We start from the raw sequence: 23,464 nt of genomic DNA on the forward strand, positions 1-23,464 counted from the left end.
TTATTCCCATCCTTCTTTTTTAAAGTCATCATTGGGGCTATGCAAGTCGTAGTGATGGTTGTGATTAGCGGTATTGATTCGGCTGTGTAAGCTATTTCCCGGTGTTTTGGCAATTTCAATTAAGAAAGGAACTAATTGATCTTGCCAAACTAAGTGCTGATCATAGCCATACTGAAGCCAAAAACTGTCGAGTTGGGCGTCATTCCAAGCACTAGCTCCATGATAGGGGCGGTCATCAAGTAAAATGGCGTCGCTATTTTTGACTAAATCCTTTTGATGAGCTAGCACGACCTTTTTATAAAAAGGACTCCTAGCATCGTTGCCAAAATGTTCAGCCAACCATTCTAATTTATCCTGCCAGGCACTAGAGTTGTACCAAGGTGCCGTTGATAAAATGTAGAGGTCGTAATATTTAGTTAGTTGGTTAATACCGTCAATAGATCCCGGAAGGCTAGCTAAGTTACGAAAAATCCCGGGAATTTGATCGGGTTTAGTGACCCCATACTGGTCTAAATCGTGATTACTTTGATTTAAAACGGGTAGGGTATCAACAATGGTATTGTCCATATCTAAAAATAATTTAAGTTTGATAATTAATACCTCCTTATCCTTATTCGAGCTTTTTAATAAGGAGAACAAGGATATTATATAGCTATACCAATTGTAATACAAACCAATTTGTAATTTTTAAAAAATCAATGGTCTAGTTATGATTGAAACGATTCAAGTTTGAAATATTTAGTTAAAAACTGGGCAACTCCGTCATCGGCATTACTGCTAGTTACATCAGTTGTGATGGCTTTGATACTGGGAATGGCATTATCCATTGCAACACTGACATGGGCCAGTTGAAGCATCGAACGGTCGTTTTCCTCATCACCAAAAGCCATTAAATTAGCCGGCTTCAAGCCAAGATGGTGCAAGAGATATTTTAAGGCATTGCCCTTGTCAACGCCCTTGGGCATGAATTCCAATAGAGTTCGCCGCGAACGCATCATATTCAAATTCTTAGTCAATATTGGTGTTTTGGCTAGTACGTCCTCTAGATAATCCAATTGACTTTCATCGGCACAAACGAGAAATTTATTAAAGGTTGTGCCCATCGGAATTTGGTCCAGTCCCGTGAGACTATAATCGATTAGATTGCCAACAAAATCAATATAGGCTGATTGACCATATTCTTTGATGGCATAAACGTGATCCTGGCTAATTAAATCCACTGGCAAATTTAAATTATGAATTAGATTTAAGACGGAGGATAATTCATCTAAATAAAAAGGCTGATTAAATAAGGGTTCTTGGGCGGCTAGATCTAGAATTAGGGAGCCGTTAAATAAAATTACGAAGTCATCATTAATTAAATTGAGTGGTTCAATAAAGGGCTTAACATTGGGAAAGGGACGTCCGGTGGTAAGGACGATTTTAATCCCCTTTTTTTGTAGAGCCGTTAACACTTTTTGATTTTGATTGGATAAGGTTTTATCGGGAAGAAGTAGGGTGTTGTCCATATCTAGGGCAATAAGTTTAATAGCTGACATTATCAGGCCTCCGTTAAATAAATTTGAGATAAGACATTCTTGAGACGGTTTAATTCCCTATTGGTTAACTCGTTTCCGATTAAAAAAGTTGGGGAATTAAGCTTAATTTCCATTGATTCGGTAATGATTAAATCGTAGGATTCGACATAGTTAGTAATGTAATCATAATTATTTAAACTTTTAAGGGTTAAATTCACTGGTACCAACGTACATTTTTCAATAAAGGCTTTAATTAGATTTTGGCTATAGACCGGCAGGGAAGTTAAAATCAGTAAATTTAACTTTTTAATCGGCCGATGATTGAGATTGTAGTTGTACAAAATCATGGCCAAAATCGTAATCTGATCATTGGAAAGACCCATCGGAAATAAACTATGATACAAATTTAATGATTTTTCTTGAGTAAGTGCCTCTTGCACATACTTTTCAAAGTGAGATTCATGGTACAAATATTCGTGAACGTTCACGCTTTGAAAACGAGTAGCAAACCAAAACGGCTTCAATTGAGTTTGAATTTCCCGTACTAGTTGATTTTTTTCTACGCGATTATTATTAATATCAGTACCAGACATTGCCAAAAAAGAATCTACAATTTGTTCACTTAAAATTAGTAAATCTTGAAAGGACTGGGCATTGAAGTGACCATCATGTTCTTTGGTTAAACTAAGTAACTGCAGGGTTAAAAATAATTGTAGCGATTCCGAAATATTGCTTTCAGTTACCTGGGTAACAATTGGCATGAACTGTTGAATAACATTGAATTCTTGCCGGCTGGTCAGGGCCTGGATGTCTTGACTATTAAAAATTTCATCTGGGGATTGAATTGGATGGGCCGTTTCATACAAGGAAGCCAAGACGATAAAAACCGAGAGAGTTAAGGCACTAGCACCTGATATCGTTTTACCCAGTAATTTTTGATATTCCTTTTGCAGCCCTTCACTCATTGATAAGTAATCTTGGTAGTTGACATCATCATACAATGTACTGACAAAATAGGCTAAGGAACCATGCTGATGTTGCAGTAATACTAGTTTATTGTAGGCATGAACCAGCAGAGAATAGATGGATTCGCTATAGGTGAAGCCATCTTTTTTATTAAAGACTGGACTGAAATTCTTACGTTCTTTGAGCTTGGCAATATCTCGTAAAATGGTATTTCTAGAAACTTCAAAAACCATTTGAAATTTAGAAATCGTCCATTTTTGATTAGGTAGGGACATACAAATGTCAATCATTAACTGGCGTTGATAAGAATTAATGCTGTCGGTAACCGGATATTTTAATAGTTTTCTTTGTAAAATCGTAATTTGATCTTTAGAAATTTCTTGGCCAGTTGCCAAAAAAGTTTGATGTGATGATTTTAATTCTAAATTAGCTTTTTGAAGTAGGGAATAAACCTTGCGGTTTGACAGGTTTAACTGATTAGAAATAATACTCACCCGGGGTAACTTAATTTGAGTGGCTAAATAGCCAATAAAGTTTGAATAAACTAGGTCTGTTAGTTGCATTCAAAGGTCCTCCACAGCTCCTATAAAAGGAAAAGTTGATTAATCTATCTAAAGTATATAGCCTAACGAATAGGCTCAACAGTCTCATTCAAGCAGTCTCTTTGTGAGCAAATGAGACTGTTTTTTTTATTTTGTTTATTTGATAATTCAGTTGTCGCCAAGAAGGTATGCGCTTACATGACAAAACGCTACTGAGTGTGAACTGAAAGGAAATTTATTATGGCAAAGCCAAAGAATATTCAAGAAGCAACTCGTGAGAATTGGATTCAAAATACTTTCCCTGAATGGGGAACTTGGTTGAATGAAGAAATTGAAGCTTCAAAAGTACCTGAAGGCAATTTCCGGATGTGGTGGTTGGCTAACAATGGTATTTGGTTGAAGACCCATGAAGATACCAATATCTTGGTTGATCTTTGGAATGGTACTGGTAAGCAAAGCCACGGTAACGGCAAGATGAAGGATGGCCATCAAATGATGCGCATGAGCGGGGTGCAAAACTTGCAACCTAACTTGCGCTTGCAACCCTTTGTGATTGATCCATATGCGGTTAAGAATGTTGATGCCTTACTAGTAACCCACATTCACTCGGACCATTTGGATATCAATACCGCTGCCGCCGTTTTACAAAATAGCGGTCCTGAAACCAAATTTATCGGCCCTCAAGCAGTTGTTGATATTTGGGAGAGCTGGGGCGTACCTAGTGATCGGACCATCGTTGTCCACCCTGGGGATGAAGTTAAGATTAAGTCCGTTACGATCAAAGCTTTGGAAGCCTTTGACCGGACTGCTCTCTTAACTGTTGATTCCGATGTAACGATTAAGGGCTCATTGCCACAGGATATGAATGAAATTGCCGTTAACTACTTGTTGAAGACTTCTGGTGGAAATCTTTACCACGCTGCTGATTCACACATGTCAAACATGTTTGCTAAGCACGGTAACGAAAATGATGTCGATGTGGAAATCATCAACTATGGTGAAAATCCCCGTGGTATTACCGATAAGGTAACTTCGATTGATGTATTACGTTCAGCCGAAGACTTGAAAACTAAGGTTGTCATTCCAGTTCACTACGATATCTGGTCAAACTTTGATGCTGACCCACAAGAAATCGTGAAGTTGTGGGCGATGAAGAAGGATACCTTGGACTATAAGTTCCATCCATTCGTTTGGAAGGTTGGTGGAAGTTATACCTTCCCTCAGGATAAAAATAAGATTCAATTCCACTATGACCGTGGTTTTGCCGATGTCTTCTCTAAGGACAACGACCTACCATTCCCATCATTCTTGTAAGGAGAAATATTATGAGAAAGCCTAATTTACAAATTGCCTTAGATCAAAATACTTTAGCTGAAGCTGCACGTATTGCCCACTTTGCTGGTCCGATTGTTGATATTGTTGAAGTTGGAACCATTTTGGAATTGCAAGCTGGACAAGAAGCAATCAGTGTCTTGCGGGCCATGTTCCCCGATAAGATTATTGCTTCAGATACTAAGTGTGCCGATGCTGGTTCAACAGTCGCTCAGAACTCTAAAGATGCTGGGGCGGACTTAATGACAGTCATTGATTCAGCTACGGTTGCAACCATGAAGTCAGCTAAGTCAGTCTTAGACGGCATTCAAGTTGAATTGTATTCCGCTTGGGACTGGGACCGTGCTGCTCAATGGAAAGAAATTGGGATTGAACAGGTCATCTATCACCAAAGCCGTGATGCCTTGTTAGCCGGTGAAGTTTGGGGTGAAAAAGATTTAAACATTGTTAAAAAGTTTATTGAAATGGGCTTCAAAGTTTCAGTTACCGGTGGTTTAAACCTCGATACGATTAAGTTATTTGAAGGCGTGCCCGTTTATACCTTTATTGCTGGTCGTGCAATTACTGGACAAGAAGATCCAGCCGCTGCCGCTCAGAGTTTCCAAGATGAGATTAAAAAGTACTGGAACTAAAGACTATGGTAAAGCTTGGAATTAATGAAAAATCACTACCGTTTGCCATGACTTGGCGTGAAAAATTGCAATTAGCCAAGAACCAAGGCTTTGATTTTATTGAAATGTCAGTTGATGAAACCGATGAGCGTTTAGGTCGTTTGGATTGGACCAGGCAGCAACGTTGGGACTTAGTTCAGGACATGTATGCCGTGGATTTGCCGATTGACACGATGATGTTGTCTGGTTTGAGAAAGTTTCCGCTGGGATCTGAAGAGGGCGATATTGCTGAAAAGTCCTATTTAATTTGTCAAAAGGCCATTATTTTAGCCCGTGATTTGGGTATTCGTAATATTCAAATCGCTGGCTATGACGAATATTATGGCGAAAAAAACGATTTAACTCGGGAGCTTTTTATCGAGAATCTGCAACGGGTAGTTGATTTTGCGGCTGAAAATCAAATTATGATTGCTATTGAAACGATGGATGATCCTTTCATTAATTCAGTGGCCAAAGTTCAAGAAATTAAGCAATCAGTACGATCCCCTTGGCTACAAGCCTATCCTGACTTAGGGAATATCTCGGCTTGGCCAGAAAATGTTCCTGGGCAAGATTTGGCCGATGGTTTAGACAGTATCGTGGCCATTCATGTTAAAGACACGTACAAAGTAACAGAAACTACGCCCGGTAAATTTAAAAACGTGCCCTTTGGTCGCGGAGAAGTTAACTTTTTAGGTCTATTTAAAACGTTGAAGCGGATTGGTTATCAAGGAACACTGACGATTGAGATGTGGTCCGAACATGATGCGGATGCTATTGAGCAAGTGATTGAGGCACAACAGTTTGTCCAAGATTTGTTAGCTCAAGCTGGTTTTTACAAGTAGGAGTGTCATATGTTAGAAGAATTAAAAGAAGAGGTTTATCAAGCCAACATGCAATTGCCAGCGCTTGATTTAGTAACCTTTACCTGGGGAAACGTGTCTGGTATTGATCGGAGCAAGGGTCTCTTTGTCATTAAGCCTTCCGGCGTTGATTACCAAACTTTGAAACCAGAAGATATGGTGGTTGTTAACTTGGACGGTGAGGTTGTTGAAGGGAATTTGAATCCATCCAGTGATACACCGACCCATGCTTATTTATACAAGCATTTTCCAAATATTGGTGGCATTACGCACACGCATTCACCATGGGGAGTGGCTTTTGCTGCAGCTAAATTAGATATCCCAGCCGTTAGCACGACTCATGCTGATACTTTTTATGGTGATATTCCAGCCGTACCAGCCCTAAATGAACAAGAAATTGCAGAAGGTTACGAGCTAAACACCGGTAAAGTCATTGTTAAAGAATTTGCCCAACGGGGCATTGATCCCGACGCTGTACCAGCTGCCTTGGTTAGTCAACATGGACCTTTTTCCTGGGGCGCAACACCGGCCAAATCGGTTTATAACGCTAAGGTTTTGGAAGTATCAGCTGAAATGGCTTACCATGCTTTGCAATTAACGCGCAATGAACTGCATGTACCACAATATTTATTAGATAAACACTATTATCGTAAGCATGGTGCCCATGCCTACTACGGACAAAAAGAGTAACTCAGGATTTACAAATAATGTCCCTGTTGTTTTAAGAGGGGCCAAAGATGAGCCTGTCATTTTATTCAAAGTGATGGGCTTTTCTTTCCAATATAATGAAAGCGCTTTTATAGATATGGGTGCAGTCATTATAGCAAAAATTAGGAGAAAATAGCATGAACACCTACTTAATTATTGATATTGGTACGTCAAGTATCCGCGGTATCATTTACGATAAGACGGGTAAGATAATCTATAAAGTTAGTCAAACTTATAAGCCCGAATATTTACCAGACGGTTCGGTAACCCAAGATCCACAAATTTTTATCGATTTACTGATTAAAATCATTGCGCAATGTACGCTTTTTGCCCGCGATAACGCTTATGAAATTAAAGCAATTTCAATGACTTCACAACGTTCATCCTTAATTCCAACTAAGGGTGGTCAGCCAATTGCCCAAACAATTATGTGGCAAGACACCCGGGTTAATAAGATTTTGGACCAGTACCGTGACTATGATGATTTCTTCTTACAACGCTCAGGGAGTCGTTTAAATGCCGTGTACTTAGGGGCTAAAATTTGCTGGGTTAAGTACCAAAGTCCTGAAATATATACTGAAGCGGACAAGATGTTAAACATTCCGTCTTTATTGCTCTACCAAATGACAGGGACCTATACGACGGACACGACCTATGGTAGCCGGACGAACTTAATGAACATTCATGATTTAACTTGGGATCAGGATTTGTTTAAAATTTTAGGCTTGGATGTTAATAAGATGCCTGAAATCACAGCCCCTGGAGATGTTTGTGGCTATATTACGGAAGAATTTTCTCAAAAAACTGGCTTAAAAAAGGGCATTCCCGTAATTTCAGCTGGTGGAGATCAGCAGTGTGCGGCTGTAGGTTCAGGAAGTATTACCAATGATGAAGTTTCAATTAATACCGGTACGGGTGGCTATCTAATCAAAAATGTGGATGTCTTACCTAAGATATTAGACGGAAATATCATCTATAATACTTCGGCTAATCCGAATAAATATATTTTAGAAATTGACTTGCTGGCTTGTTCTTCAATTTTAAATTGGTTTATCGATAATTTTTATGGTGAACGTGATTTTGATAAACTAAATCAAGATTTGAGTGATTGCTATGGTCAACATATTAATTTAGCGGTTCTACCATTCCACAAAGGAAAATCGATTGGGGTATACGATACACATATTCGGGCAGCATTTTCTAACGTTGGGCTTTCTACTCGACGAAAAGATATGCTTTATGCCTTGATGGCCAGTCTCTTTGTTGAAATTAATAAAGGTTTAGGAATCTTCAAAGCTAATGGGCCAATTTCTTCGGTTATTATTAGTGGTGGCCTAACAAACAGTAAGGTCATGGATCAAATGCAAGCCGATGCTTACAATATGCCCGTTCATAAGACCGCCAGCGTTGAATCAACAGCTATTGGAGCTTTGATTTCGGTCCTAGTCCAACAGGGTGAATATGCCAGTTTTGATGAAGCAGCCCAAAATATTATCGATGATCCCGTACAAAGTTATGAGCCAAATCTTGACAATGTACAGTGTTTGTTAGATTTTGATGCTCGCAATACGAATTTATACAGTAATCTACAGGGGACAGCATCCGGCTACTACAAAGAATAGGGATTTACTTGTGAAGGTAAATCTTGGGGAGTATGAACGATGGAAATATTTATGAATTTTGTGACAACTTTAGGTCACAATGTAATTGTGCCAATCATCATCTTTTTAGTGGCCGTTGTCTTGGGTGTAAAAATCACAACGGCGATTCGGAGTGCTATTTTGGTCGGGGTTGCTTTGACCGGATTTTCTTGGATAATCGGCTCCTTTACACCGGTTGTGACGAAAATTATTAATCAAATGGTTAAAGTCACCGGGCTAAACTTACCAATTGTTGATACTGGTTGGCAGTCTTCGGCTTTAACGGCCTTTCAATCACCAGTGGGTATTTCATTTTTCCTAGGTGGATTAATCTTAGAAACGATTCTCTTTTTAGTGGGTTACACCAAGGTGTTTTTTCCGACCAACCTCTGGCAAAATTGGGGATTTATGGTTTGGGGTACCGTGGCTTACGTGGTAACGAAAAACTTTTGGCTGTCATTTAGTTTGAGTGTCTTCTTGATGTTGATTTCACTTCTGTTAGCTGAAATTCAATCGGACCGTTATTCTGACTACTATCAGATTCCTAACGGGACAACGGCTTCCATGCAAAACATTGAAAATGTTATTCCAGCACTTTTGCTTGATCCAGTTTGGAACATGGTTGGTTTAAACAAAATCAACATTACGCCGGAACGGTTGAAAGAAAAAATGGGTATCTTTGGCGAACCAACAATGATTGGGGCAATTTTAGGCCTAATTTTAGGTTTTTTGGCCAATTTAAATCATTTGGGTTCTTTGAAGGCTTGGGGACAAATTTTGTTCTTTGCTGTTCAATTAGCCACAGTAATGACGATTTTCCCGATGATTGCCCACTTATTTGGGAAAGCCTTCAAGCCAATTACCAGTGAGATTTCTAATCGTTATCGTAAGGAAGATGAAAAAAGTGGTGCCAGTGTCACCAATAAAAAGCGCTGGTTTATCGCTGTTGATGATGGCCTTGGCTATGGGGAATCAGCAACTTTGATTTCAGGTATGATCTTGATGCCGGTAATGTTAGTGTTGGCGGTTATTCTGCCTGGCAATAAAATGATTCCAGTGGTAGATTTGATTGCCTTACCATTTATGTTAGAGTCGATGGTAGCCATCCACCGAGGGAATATGACTAAAATCTTCGCCAGTGCAATTGTTTGGTTTAGCTTGGGACTCTATGCTGGTACCTATATGGCGCCAATGTATACTGAAGCGCTAGCTAAATATGGCATTGCCGTGGCTACTGGTGCGACTCTGATTGTTAGCTTTAATGTCATGGCTCGTCCCTTTACGGCCCTAATCTTTGCGATTTGGATCACTGGAAACTGGTTCTTGATTTTACCAGTCGTCCTCTTGTATGTCCTTGCCCAAGGAACGCTACGTTTCAAGCGGGCACAAATCTGGACTTACTTAGCCCGTATGGCCGATAAAAATAAGGCTGATGTTTAGTATGTATGATTGAAAAGACGTCCTGCAGTGGACGTCTTTTTTGTTTCAAACTAAATCGAAATAAAGATGCTATACTATCGGTAGGAAGTGTATCTTCGCATTAATTAAAACACGAGGGAGCTTGATAGATGATCATATCACTAATACCAATCGTTTTAATTATTATAATTGCATTTGTTATACAGCTTAGGGTCAGAGATAAAGACCCTGAAAAGTTTAAGAGAATGAATAAATACAGCGGTTTTATTGTAGTTGCTGTATCCATCATCGCTATCACAGCTAATTTTTTACAAAATAAAAATGGATTAATTGATGTAATCTGGTTGGCACTTTTAGGACCCGCTATCTATTTAATCAGAAGCAATTAATTTAAAAGGACTATGAATATTTTATTCATAGTCTTTTTTTGTGCATAATCCAATTTAAGACCGTCTCATTCTGGTAAAAATAGTCGGGATATGTGGGACTGTTTTTTACTAGGGGTGCTTGCGATAATGAGGTTGTAATAAATTAAGAAAGCCCTTACAAAACAAGAAATAGAGCGTTTCTTGAGCGAGGGGATGGGTAATTTAAATGACAATGTTGAAATATTTTCGTGATAACGACTTAGTGCGGATTTACGATGAGACGCCCCAGGATTGGCAGACAGCTTTGCGAGTTTCGAGTGAAAACTTAAAAGAAAAGCAAATGATTACAGATGTCTATGTTGATGAAATCATTAAAAATGTCGAAACCAATGGTGCTTATATCGTGATTACGCCTGGGGTCGTTATGCCTCATGCACTAGCAACTGGTCCGGGTGTTTTGGATACAGGTATTAGTTTTTCAAAGTTTAACGAACCAGTTTACTTTGAGGAGAATAATCCAGAAAAGGCTGGCAAATTGTTCTTTACTTTAGCAGCTAAAGATGAGAATCAACATCTGGAAAATATCCAAAACCTAATGGAACTCCTGATGACTGATGGTATGGTTGAAGCTCTGTCAGCCATTGAAAATATGGACGATTACCAGGCAGTGTTAGATAAGTACGAAGCGACTAATTAAGTCAATAAATGAGAGGGGAGTAGGATTATGAATGCAATGCTAGCTGTACTGCTAGGTATTTGGGATTTCTTTGCTAAGAATATCTTGACTCAGCCGGCCTACATGATTGGTTTCATCGTGTTGATTGGTTATATGTTAGAGAAAAAGCCCTTTTATGATAGTTTGGCCGGTTTTTTGAAAGCAACGATTGGTTATATGATTTTGATTGTTGGATCAAATGGCCTGGTTACAAGCTTCCGACCAATTCTAGCTGGGTTAAAGGATCGTTTTCATTTAACTGCCACAGTTATTGATCCTTATTTTGGTCAAAATGCGGTCACTGAAGGAGTTATGAAGACTTTTGGTAAGTCCTTTGGGGATGTGATGGTGCTCTTGCTAATTGCCTTTGTTTTTAACATTTTGTTGGTGCGCTTTTCTAAATACACCAAGTTGCGCGCCGTCTTTACGACTGGTAATGTTCAGGTTCAGCAAGCAGCCACAGCCTTTTGGATTATCTTGTTTGCCATTCCTAGCCTAGGCCGTATTGAAGTGCTCTTAGTCATGGGTCTGCTACTTGGTCTGTACTGGGCCGTTGGTTCAAACATGACCATCAAGCCTATCCAAGAATTAACTGATGGTGGTGGCTTTGCGATTGCCCACCAGCAAATGTTTGGAATTGCCCTAGTAGCCTGGATTTCAGATAAGATGAAGCTTCGTGCTGATAAGAAGGATAATGATCAAGAAACAAAGCGCTTGGAAGATTATGAACTACCTGGTTTTCTACGTATTTTCAATGAAAACATGGTTGCTACGGCAATCTTAATGTTTGCCTTCTTTGGAATCATCATGTTGGTTTTGGGCCGTGATTACTTTACAACCCTTTATGTAACTAGCCATGGCGCAACTGGTTTGGCTAAGGATGCTAGTTTCTTCTTCTACATCATGACGACTTCATTAAGCTTCGCGGTTAATTTGGCCATCTTGCAGTTAGGTGTGCGGACTTTCGTTGGTGAATTAACCGAAAGCTTTACCGGAATTAGTGACACGATTCTACCTAACTCAGTTCCTGGTATTGATGTTGCCGCAACCTTTGCCTTTGGTGAACAAAATGCCGTGACAATTGGCTTCTTGTTTGGTGCCTTAGGACAGTTCCTAGCCATTGGAGCCTTGATGCTCTTCCATTCACCAACTATTATTATTGCCGGATTTATCCCGCTCTTCTTTGATAATGCGGTCTTTGGTGTAATCGCCAATAACCGGGCGGGTGCTAAAGCAGCCATGATTCTACCATTCTTATCCGGTATTATTCAGGTTGTTGGTGCAGCTCTAATTGCCACTTGGATTGGTATGGCTAAGTATGGTGGTTACATTGGTATGTTTGATTGGGACACGGTTTGGCCAATGTTTACCGTTATTCTTAAGTATTTGGGCTATGCAGGTGTTGCTATTGTCGCGATTATCTTGTTGGCAATTCCGCAGTTGGAATACCGTAAGGACCCTAAGCATTACTTCTTAATGGTCGAAGACTACGAAGAGTACAAGGAACAAACGGAAAAGTAAATTATTGTTTTAAATAAAAAAGAATTGAGGAAATATATTATGAATATCTTAGTTGCCTGTGCAAATGGTTCTGGAACAAGCTTGATGATGATGAAAAACGTCGAGAAGTCAATGAAAAAGCTGGGCATTCCAGTTACCAAGATTAATCACACTAGTATTGCTGAAGGTAAGTCAACAGCAGCTCAATATGATGCCGTCTTTACGCCCCTAAATTTCGTAGACATGTTTAAAGACGTTGCCGCTAAAGGTATTAAAGTTGTTGGGGTTAAGAATGTAATGAGTGAAAAAGAAATCACGCAACGCATCACTGACGAAACGGACTTCGAAGAAAAGTATAAAAAATAATTAGAAAAAGCTGGCTGGCAGTCAAGACTGTCAGTCAGCTTTTTTTGTAGAGATAAAATTAATAAATCGCATCGCGGTAGAGGCCAACAACCTTACCAAGAATAGAAACTTGATCTAAAATAATGGGTTCTAGACTATCATTTTCTGGTTGCAGGCGATAGTGATTAGCTTCGCGGAAGAAACGCTTAACTGTGGCTTCGTTATCTTCATTCATTGCTACAACTACATCGCCGTTGTCAGCATTGGTTTGTTGACGAACAATCACTTTGTCGCCATCGAGAATACCAATTTTAATCATTGAATCACCACGAACATTTAACATAAAGAGGGAGCCATCATACTGAACTAAATTATCTGGAATCGGGAAAAATTCGGTAGCTTCTTCTTCGACAGCTAAAATGGGTTGACCAGCGGTAACTAAACCAAGCACTGGGATTTGTCCACTATTGGCTGAAACACCTAAAATTTCTAATCCGGCCGTGGTAACTTCAATTGCCCGGGCTCGAGGTTTGTTAGCGTCTTTAGAAAGATAACCCTTATCAACTAAACGTTTAATGTGACCGTGAATTGTGGAAGAAGAAGATAGACCAATTGCTTCACCAATTTCACGTACAGTGGGGGGATAGCCGTTTTTGCACTGGTTATCATGAATAAAGCGTAATACTTGAATTTGTTTACTGTCCGCGCTTTTAACCATAAAATCTTCCTTAACGTTTACTAATATACCAATACTACCGAAAAAACAACAAAAAATCAAACATATGTTCGTTTTTCTGCTTTTTATAGTTAACCGGAGTATTGACTGGCAATATGATATAATTATCTGGAAGTTTTCGATAAAAACAAAGGAGGACGGCTATGATTTACCTAGTTGGTATTTTAGCCTTAGCAGTTGGTTTAGTCGGAGGATTTTTCTTAGCTCGCATGACAATGAAGAGCTACTTAGCTAAGAACCCACCCATTTCAGAAGAAATGATGAAGTCAATGATGATGTCAATGGGTCAAAAGCCTTCACAAAAAAAGTTGAACCAAATGATGAGTCAAATGAAGCAACAAAGCCAAAAAGCACAAAAAAAATAAGCTCAATGGCTTATTTTTTTTGTGCTTTTGGATCGTGATACACCCAGTTAGGATTAATTTCTAGGTCCAATTCATCAAAACTAGCTTGGATTTGATCGTTGTATTTGGCAATGACTTCTTCAGAAAGTTTTCCTTTGTTGTCAACGGTAATCGGAGTACCAATGTTAATTGTGGTATTATTGCGTTTGAACAAATGACTAAACTTAACCGGTCCCTGATAAACGGCAGGGACAATCGCTTTGCCAGACATCCGTGCAATGAGAATCGTACCAGATTTAAGCTTGGCACTGTGACGGGAACCACTTGGAAACATAATTAAGGAACGATCGCCCTTGCGTAGCTCCTTAACAGGATACTTAATAACATTGGGACCAACTTTTTTACGATCAACTGGGAAAGCGCCCAACTTAGAAACAAACCACCTTACTGGGGCATGTTTGAAGATTTCGACCTTAGCCATAAAAATAAAGTGCTTAGGATAAGCGGCCATGGCATACCAAACCGGATCCCACCAGGTCCGATGCGGGCCGACTAAAATATAATTGTCGTTTTTTGGTAAGCGGTCGCGGTTCATATAACGAACCTGTCCGTTGACTAACCAAACCAAACTGGTAATTACGATTTTCATAAAATCATAAAATTTCATTATTATAGCTACCTTTCAATTACAATCCAACTAATTTTACTTATATTTGGGGTGAAACGCAAATGATTAATCCTGATTTACAGCTGGGAGAACGCCTTGATGGGTTACCCGCTCAAGAAATTTATATTATTCAAAATCCAGACATGTTTTCATATTCTCTGGATGCAATTTTGTTGGCTCATTTTGCTCAGGTTAAGGGTCGTGGACGGGGATTAACCGTTGATTTGGGTGCTGGTACTGGGGCAGTTGGCCTTTTTTATGCACCTAAAACGGTTGGGCCAGTCTATCTGGTTGAAATTCAAGCCCAATTAGCTGCTATGGCTAAGCGCAGTGTGGTGCTTAATCAACTCCAAAAGCGGGTGCAGGTTCTCCAAGCAGATATGCAGGCTATTTTTAACGACATCAAACCAGGTTCAGCTGAAGTTGTTTTATCCAACCCTCCATATTTTCCATTGAATGAAACAACTAAGGTCAATGATGATGAACATTATTTGCTGGCCCGACATGAAGTTTCAATTGATTTACCAGCTCTAGTTCAGGTGGCCAACAAATTATTGAAAAACAATGGAAAGTTTTATATGGTCCACCGACCGGAACGTTTGGCTGAAATTTTAGCGGCTTTAACTGCTCGAAAATTAATGCCCAAGCGGATTCAGTTCGTCTATGGAAAGGCTGACCGAGAAGCAAATATGGTCTTAATAGAAGCGATAAAATCTGGTCGTCCGGGTGGCGTTCGGATTATGCCACCGTTGATTGCTTATCAGGATAATAACGAGTACACAGCAGCAATGCATGAAATCTTATATGGGCCTGCCTGGCAATGATTAAAGAGTATTTCTTTTACGTGCTCTATACTGCTGATGGCTATTTTTACGGTGGTTATAGTGATAATGTTTATCGCCGTTTTTTAACCCATCAAGCTGGTAAAGGGGCTAAGTTTACCCGGGTTAAAAGTCGACATCCCATACGTTTAATTTACTTTGAAAGCTTTGATAATCAGCATGATGCCCTACACGCCGAAGCAATGTTTAAAAAATTATCACGAGTAAAAAAAGAAGCTTACCTGCAAAGTCAGGGAGTGGATGTCAATATTTGGGTTAAATAAAAAATCAAAATACTTGTCTTTTATGTTACTTTTGGGTAAAATATCTCTGTTGTGCAATGCAACCAAAATACACACGGTAGAGGAGAAGGCAGAGGTGCATCCCTGATGTCGCTGCCAACCACGAATTTACCGGAGGATTAACCTAGGAGGCCTATTATGGCAGTTATTACAATGAAAGAGCTCCTTGAAGCAGGAGTTCACTTCGGTCACCAGACTCGTCGCTGGAACCCAAAGATGGCACCGTTCATCTTTACAGAACGTAATGGTATTCATATTATTGACTTGCAAAAGACTGTTAAGTTGATTGATGAAGCCTACAACTTTATGCGTAACGCATCAGCTGATGGCGCTACTTTCCTTTTTGTTGGTACTAAGAAGCAAGCTTCAGATGCAATTGCTGAAGAAGCTGCTCGTGCCGGTCAATTCTACATCAACCACCGTTGGTTGGGTGGAACTTTGACTAACTGGAACACAATCAAGACTCGTGTACAACGTCTTAAGGACTTGAAGGCTATGGCCGAAGATGGTACTTTCGAGCGTCTTCCTAAGAAGGAAGTTGTCTTGTTGAACAAGCAACGTGAAAAGTTGGAAAAGTTCTTGGGTGGTATCGAAGACATGCAAGAATTACCAGATGTTTTGTTTGTTGTTGACCCTAAGAAAGAAGAAATCGCTGTGAAGGAAGCTAACATGCTTAACATTCCAGTGGTTGCTATGATCGATACTAATGCTGATCCTGACGTTGTTGACGTTAAGATTCCAGCTAACGATGACGCTATTCGTGCCATCCGTTTGATTACTGCTAAGATGGCTGATGCTGTTATCGAAGGCCGTCAAGGTGAAGATGGCAATGCTGAAGCGGTTTTCATCGAAGGTGATGACCAAACAGAGTCAATTGAAGAAATTACTAACATTGTTGAAAAAGACAACTAAGGTTTAAACCTTAATTTGCCGTTCCGGTGGACCTGTTTGGGACGCGGAACGGCCTTTTTTTATGATACAATAACACCTAGTTAACGTTTAAATTAAAGGAGTATTAAAAATGGCAGTTACTGCAAAGTTAGTTAAGGAACTACGTGACAAGACTTCCGTAGGAATGATGGACGCCAAGAAGGCTTTGGTTGAAGCTGAAGGGGACATCGAAAAGGCAATTGATTTGCTACGTGAAAAGGGTATGGCTAAGGCTGCCAAGAAGGGTGACCGTGTTGCCGCTGAAGGTATGACTTACGTTACTACTGATGGTAACAAGGGTGCCGTAATCGAATTAAACTCTGAAACTGATTTCGTTGCTGGTAACGCAGAATTTAACGATTTGCTTCTGGCCGTTACTAACGCCATTGTGACTTACGAACCTAAGGATGTTGAAGAAGCTTTGCAGCTTAAGATTGACGAATCTGGTCAAACTGTTAACGATAAGATTATCAACGTTTCTCAGATTACTGGAGAAAAGATTACTTTGCGTCGTTTCGCTGTTGTCAACAAGACTGACGACCAAACTTTCGGTGCATACTCACACATGGCCGGTTCAATCTCGGCTTTGGTTGTTTTGGATGGCGGCAATGAACAAACAGCTCGTGACGTTGCCATGCACGTAGCTGCAATTTCACCTAAGTATGTTTCTGATGACCAAGTACCAGCCGATGTTGTTGCTAAGGAAAAGGAAGTTCAAATGGCTTCTGAAGACTTGAATGGTAAGCCTGACAACATTAAGGAAAAGATGGTTCAAGGTCGAATCAAGAAGTTCTTGGCCGACATTACTTTGTTGGATCAACCATTTGTTAAAAACGGTGATCAAACTGTTGCCGAATTCGTTGCTGCTAACAATGGTAAGGTTGTTTCTTTCGTTCGTTACCAAGTTGGTGACGGTATCGAAAAGCAAACTACTGACCTTGCAGAAGAAGTTGCTAAGCAATTGGGTAAGTAATTCCTTTCTAAGTGCACCGTTACTGGTGCGCTTTTTTAATGCAATTCAACGCGGTTCTTTGTTATAATATTAGCAGCAATGAAAGAGGTTATGATGACTGACAGAAAGTATAAGCGTGTGTTAATGAAGCTGTCTGGCGAAGCCTTGGCCGGTGATCAGGGTCAAGGAATTGATCTGAAGACAGTTAATGAAATTGCCGCTGAATTAAAAGAAGTCCACGATTTAGGTACACAAATTGCCATCGTTGTTGGTGGTGGAAACCTGTGGCGCGGGGAACCGGCTGCTAAGGTTGGAATGGAACGTTCACGAGCTGATTACACAGGAATGTTGGGCACAACTATGAACGCTCTTGTACTTCAAGATGCTTTGGAGCGGATGGGGGTTGATACTCGGGTTCAAACAGCAATCACCATGCAACAGGTTGCCGAACCTTATATTCGTGGTCGAGCTATCCGTCATTTGGAAAAGGGTCGCATTGTGATTTTTGCGGCCGGCGTTGGTTCACCCTACTTCTCTACGGATACGGCAGCTGCCTTGCGGGCTAACGAAATTAATGCGGATGCGATTTTGATGGCTAAAAATGGTGTTGACGGGGTTTATGATGATGATCCGCGTACCAATCCGGATGCCCACAAGTTTAATACTTTGACTCATTTGGACATTTTGAAGAAGGGTCTTAAGGTCATGGATTCAACGGCAAGTTCACTTTCAATGGAGAACAACATGCCCTTAGTGGTCTTTAATCTTAATCAATCAGGTAATATTAAACGCGTTATCATGGGAGAACCCATTGGTACAACAGTTGTAGGAGGAAAGTAATGGCTTTTGATTTTTCTAAGGCAAAGGAACGTATGCACGGTGCCCAAGAAGCACTTCGTCGTGAATTGGCTGATATTCGTACTGGACGTGCTAATCCTAACATTTTAAACCGAGTTCAAGTTGAATATTATGGTTCAATGGTACCCTTGAACCAAGTGGCTTCAATTTCTGTTCCAGAAGCTCGTTTGTTATTGATCACTCCTTTTGATAAGAGTGCATTGGAAGCAATTGTTACTGCGATTAACATGTCTGACTTGGGCTTAAATCCAGCCAGCGATGGGACGATTGTTCGTTTAGCGATTCCACAAATGACTGAAGAACGTCGTAAGGAATTAGTTAAAGAAGTTAAGGCCGAAGCTGAAAAGGCTAAGGTTGCCATTCGTAATGTGCGTCGTGACGTAATGGATGACATCAAAAAAGATAAAGAACTTACTGAAGACCAAGTTCACGATGCTGAAGATCAGGCTCAAAAGTTGACTGATGACAACACGAAAGCCGTTGACACTATCGCTAGTGATAAGGAAAAAGAATTGATGACTATTTAATCTTTTCTTGATTTTTAGCAAGAAACTATTCATAATATAAGTAATTTAGTTCTTAGCATTGATTGGGCTTGGCAACCTAGGAGTTGAGAATAATTCGAGTGCTGAATCTTTGATTCAGAAATCAGGTGGAACCGCGCGTAAGCGTCCTGATGTCAGTTTTGACATTGGGATGGCTTAGGCGCTTTTTTGATGAATTGAAAGGAAAACCATGGCTAAGATAAAGTATCATTTACGTTCGGCAACCGAATTAGTTTTGGATGAAGCGGCTCAGGCTGGCGATTTAATTGATCTAAAAGATGAACAGAAAATTGACACGGCTGGTTTGTCCGATGAATTGAATCGTGATTTTGAACAACGCTTAGCCCAGCAAAAAAAGATTTGGCAGGAAGAACAAGCACCAATTATTGAAGCCCAAAAAGGTCAGGCTCAAAAAGATGAGCATCTAAAAGCGTTAGAAAAGCAAAGTAAGCAACAAGAAAAAATTGCCCTCTTAGAAGCTCAAATTAAAACGCTGCAAGAAAATACCGAGACCAAGGTTAAAGAAGCAATATCTCAAAATGAATTGACCCATAATCAGCTGTTAGTGAAAAAGGATCAAGCGCAAAAGGATGAACATCTAAAAGCATTAGAAAAGCAAAGTCAACAACAAGAAAAGATTGCGCTTTTAGAAGCCCAGATTAAAAATATCCAAGAAAATACTGAGACGAAGATTAAAGAAGCAATATCTCAAAATGAATTAGCCCATAACCAAGCGTTAACGACAAAAGATCAACAAATTACGGCTCTTGAGAAAGATATGATTCAAATCAAGAGTGAGCTGGCTAATCAAGCTAAAACTCAGGAGCTAGAAGTTGTTACAGTCAAAAGCGATTATGAGGCTAAGTTAAAAGCAGCCAATGAACAGGTTGAATTTTATAAGGATTTCAAAGCACGCCAGTCTACCAAGGAAATTGGGGAGAGTTTGGAAGAATACGCTCATCAGGAATTTAATAAAATTCGTCCATATGCTTTTCCTAGTGCTTATTTTGAAAAAGATAATGAAGTATCCAGTCAAAGTGGCTCTAAAGGGGACTTTATTTTCCGTGATTATCAAAATGGCTTGGAATTTATTTCAATCATGTTTGATATGAAAAATGAAGCTGATACTACCGCTGCCAAGCATAAAAATGCTGATTTTTTCAAAGAACTAGATAAAGACCGCCGTGAAAAAAAGACTGAATATGCTGTATTGGTTTCTATGCTAGAAGCTGATAATGACTACTATAATACGGGGATTGTGCAGGTGAGTGATTACGAAAAAATGTATGTTATTCGGCCCCAGTTCTTTATTCAATTTATTGGGATTTTGCGTAATGCAGCCTTAAATTCGGTTTCTTATCAGCAGGAACTAGCGGCGATGCGCGAGCAAAATTTAGACATCACTCATTTTGAAGACAATATTGAAAAATTTAAGCTTGGTTTTTCTAAAAATTACATTTCGTATTCCAAAAATGTACAAGAGGCTTTGAAGAGTATTGATAAGTCCATTGCTCGAATGGAAGATGTTAAAAAACAATTGACGACTTCCGAAAATCAATTACGCTTAGCTAATAATAAGTTAGATGACGTCAGTGTTAAAAAATTAACCCGAGGTAATCCAACCATGCAGGCCAAGTTTGCCAATCTTAAGTCGCAAGACGAACGTCGATGACTTATTAGGAAAAGTTAAAGGAAAAATTATGACTGAAAAAAAGCATTCATTACAAGATATTATTTTGATTTTGCAGGAGTTTTGGGCTAGCCGAGGAGCTAATCTAATGCAAGCCTATGATAATGAAGTCGGGGCTGGTACTCAAAGCCCGTATACTTTCTTACGGGCCAATGGACCGGAACCATGGCATGCCGCCTATGTACAGCCATCACGTCGACCAGCCGATGGTCGCTATGGCGATAATCCAAACCGTTTGTTCCAGCATCACCAATTTCAAGTTGTCATGAAGCCTTCGCCTGATGATATTCAAGAACTTTACCTGGCTTCTTTAGAAGCGTTGGGAATTAATCCGTTAGAACATGATATCCGTTTTGTTGAGGATAACTGGGAAAACCCTTCAATGGGGGCGGCTGGGATTGGATGGGAAGTATGGTTGGATGGTATGGAAGTCACCCAATTTACCTACTTCCAACAGGTCGGTGGAATCGAAGTGGATTCTGTTACCGCTGAAATCACCTATGGATTAGAACGTTTGGCCTCTTACATCCAAGATGTACCCACGGTTTACGACTTAGAGTGGGGTCATGGGGTCTTGTACGGTGATATTTTCAAAGAGCCAGAATATGAGCATTCTAAGTATGCTTTTGAAGAATCTAATCAAGATATGCTTTTACGTCATTTTGATGATTATGAAGGCGAAGCAACTCGTTTGTTAAATCTAGGGCTAGTGCACCCAGCTTATGACTATATTTTGAAGTCATCGCATACTTTTAACTTATTGGATGCCCGCGGAACGGTTTCAGTTACTGAGCGCGCTGGTTACTTACATCGAATTCGGACTATGGCTCGTAAGGTTTCTAAAGTTTTTATTGAAGAACGAGCAAAATTGGGCTTTCCATTGTTAAAGGACCAAGATTTACGTGAAAAGTACTTGGGCAGTCATGGAAAGTACACCCGTCAGGAGAATAACTAATGGCAACATTTATATTAGAAATTGGCTTAGAAGAAGTACCGGCACATTTGGTAACTAGTTCAGAAGAACAATTATTGCAACGAGTTCGTGACTTTATGGCTGACCATCGTTTGTCATACGGTCAATTAAAGGGCTTGTCCACACCGCGACGTTTGGCGGTGCAAATTACTGACCTAGCTGCTGAATCAGAAAGTATCAGTGAAGAAAAACGTGGGCCAGCAATTGAACGGGCCAAAGATGCTGATGGTAACTGGTCTAAAGCGGCACAAGGTTTTGCTCGTGGGCAGGGCACAACTCCAGAAAACTTAATGCAACGTGATGGCTATGTTTGGTTTAATAAAGTTTTAACCGGTGAACCAGCAGCTGATATTTTGGCTAAGTTGGGTGATGAAGTGGTCATGCAAATGAAATTTACTACCTACATGAAGTGGGGGAACCATGATTTCTTGTATGTTCGACCAATTCGCTGGTTAGTAGCAATGTTGGACCAACAAGTGATTGATTTTTCTGTTTTGGACGTTAAGACAGGTAATACTACCCGTGGACATCGGTTCTTGTCCAGTGGTGACGTAGTCATTCCAACTGCTAGCGACTATGAACAAAGTTTGGAACAAGTCTTTGTTTTGGCGGATGCCCAGACGCGTAAGCAAAAGATTATGGCTCAATTAATGGCCATTGCTCAAGAAAATAATTGGCAGCTTGATTTGGATTCTGAAGCCGCTCAAGATTTGTTAGAGGAAGTTAATAATATTGTGGAATGGCCAACTGCCTTTGCCGGTAACTTTGCGGATAAGTATTTGGCCCTACCAAAGGAAGTTTTGATTACTTCCATGCGGGAACACCAACGTTTCTTCTTCGTGACTGACCAAGCAGGGGACTTGCTGCCCCACTTCCTTTCTGTTCGTAATGGAAACGGCCAGCATCTTGCTAATGTGATTGCTGGAAATGAAAAGGTGCTAGTAGCTCGTTTGGAAGATGCTGAGTTCTTCTACCAAGAGGATCAACAAAAGACGATTGCTGATTACATGGAACGGGTTAAGAAATTGGTCTTCCATGAAAAGATTGGTACGGTCTATGAACATATGCAACGAGTTGGCCAATTAGCTGCTATGTTAGCTCAATATTTGCAATTATCTGCCGATGAAACGAAAGCCTTGCAGCGTGCTGCTCAAATTTATAAGTTTGATTTGATGACTGGTATGGTCGGTGAATTTGATGAATTACAAGGTGTCATGGGTGAACACTATGCTAAACTCTTTGGCGAAGAAGCAGCCGTTGGCCAGGCAATTCGTGAACACTACCTACCTATTTCAGCTGATGGCACTGTGGCTCAAAGTAATGTTGGGGCAGTATTGGCGTTGGCTGATAAGTTGGATACCATTGTGACCTTCTTTGCAGCTGACATGGTACCAACTGGATCAAATGATCCTTACGGTTTGCGTCGTGCAGCCAGCGGAATTGTCCGGACTCTAGAAAGTAAGGGTTGGCAGTTGGATCTATTGGCAATTTTGAGTAAATATAAGCAAAATAATTTGCCAGTAGCTGACACTAATTTGGAAAAAGTGATTGACTTTATGACTGATCGTTTGCGTAAACAGGCTTTGGATCAGGGCATTCGGGCTGATATTGTTTCGGCCGGAACGGCTAATGTGGTTACGGGCAACTTTGTTTATGTTGCTGATCGTACTCAGGTGTTAAGCCAACATGCTGATGATGCTAACTTCAGAGCCGTCATTGAAGCTTTGACTCGGGTTAGCCGTTTAGCAGCTAAACAGCCTAGCGATGCGGCAGTTGAACCAGACCTATTAGTTAATGGTGCTGAAAAGCAGTTGTACTCAGTAACCCAAGGGCTCAATCTTCAAGATTTGATTCAGACTGGTGCGCAGAATTTGTTTGAAGCTTTGGCTGGTTTGAAGGCCCCAATTGCCGCCTATTTTGAAGCAACAATGGTTAACGATGATGATCAGGCTATTCGGGCTAACCGCTATGCTCAGTTAAACCAAATTAGTCGCTTGATTAACGGTATGGGTGACTTAGAAGAAATCGTAATTAAGTAGACTTTAACCGTACTATTTACTGGCACAAGTATCACCTTGTGC

General features: G+C 40.1%; 25 protein-coding genes. 20 read left to right on the forward strand and 5 right to left on the reverse strand.

Annotation, left to right across the window (positions count from 1 at the left end; genetic code table 11):
- From M4974_RS03430 to M4974_RS03440, 3 genes are all read right to left on the reverse strand, one after another.
- Positions 1 to 567, reverse strand: a complete 567-nt coding sequence (locus M4974_RS03430; RefSeq protein ID WP_248706265.1) for a 5' nucleotidase, NT5C type — start codon at positions 565 to 567, stop codon at positions 1 to 3.
- Between the two features lie 140 nt (positions 568 to 707).
- Entirely contained in the window at positions 708 to 1,538 is an 831-nt protein-coding gene (locus M4974_RS03435; protein ID WP_248706264.1) for a Cof-type HAD-IIB family hydrolase, read from the reverse strand.
- A 2-nt stretch (positions 1,539 to 1,540) separates the two neighbouring features.
- Complete coding sequence (locus M4974_RS03440; RefSeq protein ID WP_248706263.1) at positions 1,541 to 3,046, reverse strand: BglG family transcription antiterminator; 1,506 nt, start codon at positions 3,044 to 3,046, stop codon at positions 1,541 to 1,543.
- A 219-nt stretch (positions 3,047 to 3,265) separates the two neighbouring features.
- On the opposite strand from M4974_RS03440, the gene ulaG reads away from it, so the two are divergent.
- The 10 genes from ulaG to M4974_RS03490 all read left to right on the forward strand — a co-directional run bounded on the left by ulaG (position 3,266) and on the right by M4974_RS03490 (position 12,586).
- Positions 3,266 to 4,339, forward strand: coding sequence for an L-ascorbate 6-phosphate lactonase (gene ulaG, locus M4974_RS03445; protein ID WP_248706262.1), 1,074 nt, complete (start codon positions 3,266 to 3,268; stop codon positions 4,337 to 4,339).
- An 11-nt stretch (positions 4,340 to 4,350) separates the two neighbouring features.
- The gene (locus M4974_RS03450; RefSeq protein ID WP_248706261.1) at positions 4,351 to 4,989 is read left to right on the forward strand and encodes a 3-keto-L-gulonate-6-phosphate decarboxylase UlaD; all 639 of its coding nucleotides are present in this window, start codon (positions 4,351 to 4,353) and stop codon (positions 4,987 to 4,989) included.
- Between the two features lie 5 nt (positions 4,990 to 4,994).
- Entirely contained in the window at positions 4,995 to 5,852 is an 858-nt protein-coding gene (locus tag M4974_RS03455; RefSeq protein ID WP_248706260.1) for an L-ribulose-5-phosphate 3-epimerase, read from the forward strand.
- A 9-nt stretch (positions 5,853 to 5,861) separates the two neighbouring features.
- Complete coding sequence (locus tag M4974_RS03460; protein ID WP_248706259.1) at positions 5,862 to 6,560, forward strand: L-ribulose-5-phosphate 4-epimerase; 699 nt, start codon at positions 5,862 to 5,864, stop codon at positions 6,558 to 6,560.
- A gap of 155 nt (positions 6,561 to 6,715) precedes the next feature.
- Positions 6,716 to 8,200, forward strand: a complete 1,485-nt coding sequence (locus M4974_RS03465; RefSeq protein WP_248706258.1) for an FGGY-family carbohydrate kinase — start codon at positions 6,716 to 6,718, stop codon at positions 8,198 to 8,200.
- A 39-nt stretch (positions 8,201 to 8,239) separates the two neighbouring features.
- Positions 8,240 to 9,658, forward strand: coding sequence for a PTS galactitol transporter subunit IIC (locus tag M4974_RS03470; RefSeq protein WP_248706257.1), 1,419 nt, complete (start codon positions 8,240 to 8,242; stop codon positions 9,656 to 9,658).
- Between the two features lie 224 nt (positions 9,659 to 9,882).
- Positions 9,883 to 10,026: a hypothetical protein gene (locus M4974_RS03475; protein ID WP_248715755.1), complete on the forward strand. Its 144-nt coding sequence runs from the start codon at positions 9,883 to 9,885 to the stop codon at positions 10,024 to 10,026.
- A 205-nt stretch (positions 10,027 to 10,231) separates the two neighbouring features.
- The gene (locus tag M4974_RS03480) at positions 10,232 to 10,702 is read left to right on the forward strand and encodes a PTS sugar transporter subunit IIA (RefSeq protein WP_089937275.1); all 471 of its coding nucleotides are present in this window, start codon (positions 10,232 to 10,234) and stop codon (positions 10,700 to 10,702) included.
- Between the two features lie 27 nt (positions 10,703 to 10,729).
- Positions 10,730 to 12,241: a PTS ascorbate transporter subunit IIC gene (locus M4974_RS03485; RefSeq protein WP_248706255.1), complete on the forward strand. Its 1,512-nt coding sequence runs from the start codon at positions 10,730 to 10,732 to the stop codon at positions 12,239 to 12,241.
- 39 nt (positions 12,242 to 12,280) lie between these two features.
- Complete coding sequence (locus M4974_RS03490) at positions 12,281 to 12,586, forward strand: PTS sugar transporter subunit IIB (protein ID WP_248706254.1); 306 nt, start codon at positions 12,281 to 12,283, stop codon at positions 12,584 to 12,586.
- A 58-nt stretch (positions 12,587 to 12,644) separates the two neighbouring features.
- Here the strand turns inward: M4974_RS03490 and lexA are convergent, their stop codons facing one another.
- On the reverse strand, positions 12,645 to 13,283 hold the full coding sequence (gene lexA / locus M4974_RS03495; RefSeq protein ID WP_248706253.1) for a transcriptional repressor LexA: 639 nt from the start codon (positions 13,281 to 13,283) through the stop codon (positions 12,645 to 12,647).
- Between the two features lie 161 nt (positions 13,284 to 13,444).
- Here lexA and M4974_RS03500 point away from each other — a divergent pair, with 161 nt between their 5' ends.
- On the forward strand, positions 13,445 to 13,666 hold the full coding sequence (locus M4974_RS03500; protein ID WP_089937288.1) for a YneF family protein: 222 nt from the start codon (positions 13,445 to 13,447) through the stop codon (positions 13,664 to 13,666).
- A gap of 10 nt (positions 13,667 to 13,676) precedes the next feature.
- Here the strand turns inward: M4974_RS03500 and M4974_RS03505 are convergent, their stop codons facing one another.
- A complete protein-coding gene (locus M4974_RS03505) occupies positions 13,677 to 14,312 on the reverse strand; it encodes a lysophospholipid acyltransferase family protein (RefSeq protein WP_248706252.1) in 636 nt (211 codons plus the stop codon).
- Between the two features lie 62 nt (positions 14,313 to 14,374).
- Between M4974_RS03505 and M4974_RS03510 the strand changes: the two genes are divergently transcribed.
- The 9 genes from M4974_RS03510 to glyS all read left to right on the forward strand — a co-directional run bounded on the left by M4974_RS03510 (position 14,375) and on the right by glyS (position 23,422).
- Complete coding sequence (locus M4974_RS03510) at positions 14,375 to 15,136, forward strand: tRNA1(Val) (adenine(37)-N6)-methyltransferase (RefSeq protein ID WP_248706251.1); 762 nt, start codon at positions 14,375 to 14,377, stop codon at positions 15,134 to 15,136.
- The gene (locus tag M4974_RS03515; RefSeq protein ID WP_248706250.1) at positions 15,133 to 15,417 is read left to right on the forward strand and encodes a GIY-YIG nuclease family protein; all 285 of its coding nucleotides are present in this window, start codon (positions 15,133 to 15,135) and stop codon (positions 15,415 to 15,417) included. Before M4974_RS03510 ends, M4974_RS03515 begins: the two co-directional genes overlap by 4 nt.
- 156 nt (positions 15,418 to 15,573) lie before the next feature.
- Complete coding sequence (gene rpsB / locus M4974_RS03520; RefSeq protein WP_089937294.1) at positions 15,574 to 16,347, forward strand: 30S ribosomal protein S2; 774 nt, start codon at positions 15,574 to 15,576, stop codon at positions 16,345 to 16,347.
- A gap of 109 nt (positions 16,348 to 16,456) precedes the next feature.
- The gene (gene tsf / locus M4974_RS03525) at positions 16,457 to 17,338 is read left to right on the forward strand and encodes a translation elongation factor Ts (protein ID WP_248706249.1); all 882 of its coding nucleotides are present in this window, start codon (positions 16,457 to 16,459) and stop codon (positions 17,336 to 17,338) included.
- A 93-nt stretch (positions 17,339 to 17,431) separates the two neighbouring features.
- On the forward strand, positions 17,432 to 18,157 hold the full coding sequence (pyrH, locus tag M4974_RS03530; RefSeq protein WP_248706248.1) for a UMP kinase: 726 nt from the start codon (positions 17,432 to 17,434) through the stop codon (positions 18,155 to 18,157).
- Entirely contained in the window at positions 18,157 to 18,702 is a 546-nt protein-coding gene (frr, locus tag M4974_RS03535) for a ribosome recycling factor (protein WP_248706247.1), read from the forward strand. The genes pyrH and frr overlap by 1 nt, the downstream gene beginning before the upstream one ends.
- A gap of 208 nt (positions 18,703 to 18,910) precedes the next feature.
- A complete protein-coding gene (locus M4974_RS03540) occupies positions 18,911 to 20,392 on the forward strand; it encodes a DUF2130 domain-containing protein (protein ID WP_248706246.1) in 1,482 nt (493 codons plus the stop codon).
- Positions 20,393 to 20,420: 28 nt separating this feature from the next.
- Entirely contained in the window at positions 20,421 to 21,365 is a 945-nt protein-coding gene (glyQ, locus tag M4974_RS03545; protein ID WP_248706245.1) for a glycine--tRNA ligase subunit alpha, read from the forward strand.
- Positions 21,365 to 23,422: a glycine--tRNA ligase subunit beta gene (glyS, locus tag M4974_RS03550; protein ID WP_248706244.1), complete on the forward strand. Its 2,058-nt coding sequence runs from the start codon at positions 21,365 to 21,367 to the stop codon at positions 23,420 to 23,422. Before glyQ ends, glyS begins: the two co-directional genes overlap by 1 nt.
- Positions 23,423 to 23,464: the final 42 nt, after the last annotated feature.

It is taken from the genome of Convivina praedatoris (genome assembly GCF_933208495.1).
Taxonomy (GTDB): Bacteria; Bacillota; Bacilli; order Lactobacillales; family Lactobacillaceae; genus Convivina; species Convivina praedatoris.